This window comes from Nevskia soli (genome assembly GCF_903970205.1).
In the GTDB taxonomy this organism is placed as follows: domain Bacteria; phylum Acidobacteriota; class Terriglobia; order Bryobacterales; family Bryobacteraceae; genus Bog-113.
Map to the genome: position 1 here is coordinate 1 of NZ_CAJCHS010000284.1, position 5,799 is coordinate 5,799.

The 5,799-nt window shown below is 57.8% G+C and carries 6 protein-coding genes; all 6 read right to left on the reverse strand.

Features of this window, described 5'->3' with window-relative positions; all coding sequences use genetic code 11:
• Positions 1 to 812 (reverse strand): GumC family protein (locus H1Y01_RS12680; protein WP_180540884.1); only part of this gene is annotated, 812 nt, incomplete at its 3' end.
• A 5-nt stretch (positions 813 to 817) separates the two neighbouring features.
• A complete protein-coding gene (locus H1Y01_RS12685; protein ID WP_180540885.1) occupies positions 818 to 1,858 on the reverse strand; it encodes a polysaccharide biosynthesis/export family protein in 1,041 nt (346 codons plus the stop codon).
• A 21-nt stretch (positions 1,859 to 1,879) separates the two neighbouring features.
• Positions 1,880 to 3,403 (reverse strand): sugar transferase, encoded by a 1,524-nt coding sequence (locus H1Y01_RS12690; protein WP_180540886.1) that lies wholly within the window; start codon positions 3,401 to 3,403, stop codon positions 1,880 to 1,882.
• Between the two features lie 82 nt (positions 3,404 to 3,485).
• Positions 3,486 to 3,884: a hypothetical protein gene (locus H1Y01_RS12695; RefSeq protein WP_180540887.1), complete on the reverse strand. Its 399-nt coding sequence runs from the start codon at positions 3,882 to 3,884 to the stop codon at positions 3,486 to 3,488.
• A 94-nt stretch (positions 3,885 to 3,978) separates the two neighbouring features.
• Positions 3,979 to 4,542, reverse strand: a complete 564-nt coding sequence (locus tag H1Y01_RS12700) for a transcription termination/antitermination NusG family protein (protein ID WP_180540888.1) — start codon at positions 4,540 to 4,542, stop codon at positions 3,979 to 3,981.
• Positions 4,543 to 4,577: 35 nt separating this feature from the next.
• Positions 4,578 to 5,087: a transcription termination/antitermination protein NusG gene (gene nusG, locus H1Y01_RS12705; RefSeq protein WP_180540889.1), complete on the reverse strand. Its 510-nt coding sequence runs from the start codon at positions 5,085 to 5,087 to the stop codon at positions 4,578 to 4,580.
• Positions 5,088 to 5,799 lie beyond the last annotated feature (712 nt).

Consider the following 5,799-nt stretch of genomic DNA (forward strand, 5'->3'; position numbering starts at 1 on the left):
GCGACATTCGTGTTGTCGTCCGTGAAGATCAGGCCGGATTCCCGGGCATACTTCTGCAACGCGTCTTCCGAGCTGAGCAGACTTGTCCGTTCTTCGTTAAGCTCCCGTGAAAGCCACTCGCCTACGCGCTGGGTGGTTTTCCAGCGAGCTTCAATGTTCTGTTCGATAAATTCGTTTGCGAGGGTGTTCGCGAAAGCGACGGCGAGTTTCGGGTCCGTGGACTTAAGAGTCACTTCAATAACGCGAGTACGGGATACGCCGCGGACCTTCAGACTGTCAGCAATTCGATTTAGGAGAACCTGGCGTTCCGTCAGCCTCACGGATTCCGGCGAATTCAGTAACTTTCGCCAACCAGACGTTGCCGGCAAATTGAACGAGTGTTTGGGGTAGCTCGGATCTAAGGTGAGAATCACCCGCTCCAGTAGCGAATCGCTTTGCAGAAGCTTCACCTGCGTCTGCTCTTCTGACGTGTCGTACGAATCGTCGCTGCTGGTCGTAGGATTAGTCTGCTTCATGTTCATGAAGTCCTCGTTCAAATTTAGGACTTCAACGGACGTGCTCACCTTGTAAATGGGCTTTTGCGGGATGCCCGCCAAGATCCCAAGCAGCATTCCACAGACCGTAAATAGAAGGAGACTTACCTTATGGCGCCGGGCGATTCTCCAGTATTCGAATAGGTCGCCGGGGTGAGCGTCTGTGCCGGCATTAAGAGCATAGTACTGAGGAGTCGGGTCAGCGTATGCCGCTCCGAGGCTCTCGGGCGCGCGTTTCACTATGAGTGCGGGTTGGGGAAGTGTCTCGATGGGTTCCATGGTTGTCAATATCTCGCAAATGCGGCGCCTTGAAGCACCGCGTCTAACGCGCGGTAGGTAGCGGTTTTCCCCGCGCTATTGGGTACAAACAATATGTCACCAGGCTGAAGTGGAAGGTCATTTCCATTCCCCTGCATTAACGTCTTCAGATTTACCGCTATTTCGGTTCGTTGTTTTGATCCCTCGGCTAAGCGTAAGATCATTGCTTTCTGGGGCGCCGCGGTTTTGGTTAAACCTTCCGCGAGAGAGAGCACCTGCAAAGTGGAGAGACCTTCGTCTTGGCCTAGGAGGAAACCGCCCGGCTTATTTACTGAGCCAACCGCGTACACTATCTCAGCTCTGGATACGGTGATGACATCGTCAGCCATAACCGAGATATTCTTTGCTGGGTTTGCGCCGTGCAATATCTCTTTCACGCTGATGGTGGCGACGCTAAACTGACCGCTGGGGTCGTCATGTGTATTGGGCAAAGGGATCGGTCCCCACTGCAGGTTTCGGGTGATCGTTACAGTGTTTCCGACAGATTCGGTAAAACCGCCGGCCAGCGAAAGCGCCTGAAGTAAATTCTTTTGTCCTTTGACTTGGTGTACACCCGGAGTGTTTACCTCGCCCAATACTGAGACGGGCTGGCTACCAAACTGCACGATTCCAACGACCACCTGTGGCTCCTTCAAAATCTTGCCGAGAGATTTCTCAATCGATTCTTCCAGCTGTTTGACCGTCAGACCGGTAGCGCGTACCCGCCCAACCAGAGGGATGTTTACATCGCCACTCATCTCTATGCGGAAAACTTTGTCGGTAAACTGATCGTCGAGTTCCACTACGGTCAGTGAGATCTGGTCGTCGGCGCCCAGCGTGTAATCGGAATCGGCGGTTCCAGTGAAGGGGATTTGTGGGGGGAGCTGCCGGCTCGAATCGGTGTTAGGCACTTTGTTCGTGTCGGGTTTCGCGTCTACTGTTGCGGAGACGGGTTGCACCCGCTCCTGCGCGGGTGCAACGCCGGCGATTGCGAGTAGAGGAATTGCGAGCAAGGTGGATCGGTTCATAGGGAGTCTCTTTATTTACTGCTACTGTCCAGTGCCAGCCATCACGACAGCCACCGTACGAGCGAGAATCTTGAGGTCCATAAACAGCGACCAGTTCTCGATGTACTGCAGATCCAGCGCAATATACCGGTCAAACGAAGGATTTGCACGCGCCTCCACCTGCCACAGTCCTGTAATTCCTGGCGCCACTTCCAGCCGGCGCAGGTATTCGAGCTCATACTTCTTGACCTCATCGGCGAGCGGGGGGCGCGGTCCGACAATGCTCATATCCCCCTTAAGGACATTCCAGAACTGAGGGAGTTCGTCGAGACTGTACTTCCGCAACACCCGGCCGAGCCGCGTGATACGCGGGTCATTCGCGATCTTAAAGAGCACACCGTCGCGTTCGTTGAGATGCGAGAGCTGGGCTTTGAGCCCGTCGGCGTTGGCGACCATGGTGCGGAATTTATAGCAGCCGAAGACGCGGCCTTTGCGGCCGACGCGGTGGGAGGAGTAGAAGATGGGTCCGCGTGAATCGATCGCGATCGCGGCGGCGAGCATCAGGAGCAATGGCGCGAGCACTGTCAGGATAGCGGCGGAGGCACAGATATCGATAACTCGCTTGACGATTAAAGCTCCGGCCGGGATGTTGCGGCTTAAGAGCGAGATGCTGGGGAAGGGGCCGAGGTAATCAATGGGCGCGCCCCATCCATAGAATTCGGGGATCAATCGGACCGCGACGCGGCAATCGCGGGCGCTGGCGGTGATGCGGCAGGCGCAGTCGGGGTCGGGCGCGCAGACGATGATTTCGTCCACGAAGTTGGCGCGGCAGATGGAAGCGAGCTGGTCGACCGTGCCGAGACAACCGGCAAGCGCGGTGTCGCCGGCGAGGGCGATGGAGCCGACGACTCGGTAGCCGAAATCGCGATTGGCGCGTAGGAAACTCTCGACCGAACGGGCTAGCGGGCCGGCCCCGACGATGGCGACGTGATGTCCGGTGGAGCCTTCGGCGATGGCTTTGCGAACCCAGCGGCGGCGGAGCTGACGCCAGCCGAACATCCCGAGGAGTCCGGTGAACATGGTGACGGCGATAACCAGGCGCGAGATCGACGTGACTCCGGAGAGGCAAACGGACGCGATGAGAAGCACGGTCGCCATGCTCACGGCTCGAGTAAGAGCGAGTGCCTCCCAGCGGCTGGAGCATAGCGTGTAGGCCGTGTAAAGCTGCTGGGTGTTGCAGAAGAGCACAACGAGTCCGGAGTAGAGGAGCAGGAAGCCGGAGTGAATGGTGGCGCTGGTGGTTTTGCCGAGACTGTCGTGCAGGATGCCAAGCGGGAATCGCAGGACGATGGCGAAGAGGGCGGCGCACCAGAGGGCGGTGAGGTCGGCGAGCACGGCGATGGAGCGGCTAGCACGCAGGGTGTTGTCGGTTGCTGACCGCGGCCGGTCGTGATGAAGGGCGCTGCCGGGATGCCAGGCTTCGGCGCCGTCCGGATCGGGATTTGATCCGGCGTGATGTCCGGGAAAAAGCGGGTCCGGGATGAGCTTAGTTACAAGTGCCGCCATGGTGATTGCTCCGATTTGTTAGCCGAGGGGTTTTAATTCCGGGGGGCCGGGTTAAAGGCGCTGTAATGGGAATGCGATGAAGTTAGCCGGTTGAAGCGGCCACGGTTGACGGGGTCCTGTTTCCGGTGCCGGGGGCATCTTTCTGGACGGAGGGGGACGCGGGCGTCGCGGATAGGTCGAGCCACGGCAACAGGGTCTGGCGGAGGCGATTCAACTGAGCGCGAAGGTCGGAAATCTCGATGCGGAGGCGCTCGAGCTTAAGATCTACCGGGAGATCGACCGGAAGGTTGATGGACGCTTCGCCGAAGAGGGCGGAATGCGGGTCAGGGTGGTGTTGCGCGATGACGCCGAGGAGCGCCCGGCGAGCGAGGCCGGAGACGCTACGGACGCCGCGGCGATCGCAGTCCTCTTTTGCGGAGCTGAATTCGAGCGGCGATAAACGGAAGCTGACCATGCGCGATTTCTTGTTAAGAACAGACATTGTCCGGTGGTTCTCCGAGGTTGGTATAGCGGGGCCCGTTTGCAAGAAGACGGCTAGTGCGTAGATCGGAAACGTCTGGACAAGTCCTACCCATTCACGATCCGATAGCGACTACACAGTCACGATCGATGTGCAGTGAAACGGCACGTTGAAGCAACTCGGCGGCGATGACGAGACGATGCGCGCTCTTGGCCTGAACGAGTACGCCTTCGATGCCGGCGAGCGCGCCCCAGTTGACACGAACGCGCTGACCGACCGTCAGGTAAGGATGGGGCTGCAGACCGGCGCCGAACTCGATGCCGCGGCGGATTCCATCCATCTCGCTTTCACCGATGGGCTCAGGGAGGGCGCCGATGGACACGACGTTCTGAACCTCCGGAGTGGTGACGATAGGCAGCAGTTCCTGGGGTGAGAAGCGGCAGAAAACGTAACCGGGGAAGAGCGCGAGTCCGGGGCCTCTGAGTCGAACGCGGCGGTCCTCGCACGCCGGGCGATAGGTGGGCGCGAAGGACTCGTACCCCTTGCATTCGAGGACGGCACTGACGCGGAGTTCGGAGCGCGCGCGGACCCGAACGGCGAACCAGAAGGAGTCGAGATGGCGACGCGGCGCCAGACCGTCCGGAATCAGGGCTGAGGGCGTGATGGGCGACGCGGACATGGCGGCAGGTTTGGATTACGAATGCGGCTTCTACGTCAGCCTGCTGCTTCTACTTCGTCGATGTTGACTTCGACGGCGGCTGCCTTTTGCAGCAGGTCGGCGCAGATGACGAGGCGGTGCTGATGGTTCTTGACGTTAATTAAGTAGCCTTCGATGCCGGCGAGCGGGCCGCAACGGACGCGGACTCTACAACCGGAAGAGAGCCAGGAGGTCGGAGTGAGCTGCGTGCCGGCGGCCACGGCATGGCGGAGTCTTTCGATTTCGGTGTCGGAAACAGGGTGGGGTCCGTCGCCGAACCCGACAATGTTTTGGACCGACGGAGTGGAGAGCACCGGAAGCGACGCGCAAGCGTTAAAGCGGCAGAACACGTACCCGGGAAACAAGGCGGCTTCGACGCGCTTCATGCGGTCGCTGTACTTACGGCGTAGCTCGTAAGTGGGGGCGAAGGATTCGAGTCCCCTCTGCTCGAAGAAAGAACTAACGAGAACTTCGGATTTGGTCCGAACCCGGACGGCATACCAGGACACAGATTGGCTTGGCGACATAAATAAGTCGGGACAGTTTAGGGTGAGGCCATCTGCATCGGTAAATCAGGCTAGGTTGACTCAATGGACAACGCTCCGCCATTCTTGTCACACGACCCTAGTTAGATTAACTTTTGGTCGTTGGTTTCAGGGGCAGATGACGCGCCCAGAGTTTGTACTGTCAGTTTGTACGCAAGTGCAATCTTCCGTCAAGCACTTTTGAAGACTATTCGCGCATTTATTCTTGCAATGATGCCACTTTGGGATTACTCTTGTAAGTTTTTGCCACTACTAGTCCACGCTTGGGAACTGCAAAGGTGCAAACAAGAGCAAGGTTTTTATGTTGTTTGTTGAGATTGTAAGTCGACGGGGTGGTCCCGGATGTTGTGGCTTCCGCTGTCACGACACTGCCGGATCGGTAGGGCGCTCATGGGGCCGCGGGGCATTAGCTAATACGAACTAGAGCGGGTAGGAGTTTTGAAAGCAAGCGCAGCGACGCGTGAGCTCGGGTGCAACTAAATACTTGCCTCGAGTGGTTCAGAATGGGATTCGACTTAACGGGCGATAGCTCCGCCATTTTCGTTACATTGCACGCGGTCAGGTTATCGTTTGACTCCGGGTTTGAGAGTGTGGCGCACCCAGAGTGTATAAGCTTAGTCTTAGCGGACTTGGTAATCTTCCGTCAAGGAGTTATTTTATACTTTCGCCTGTTATTTTTTGTTAGACGAGTCTA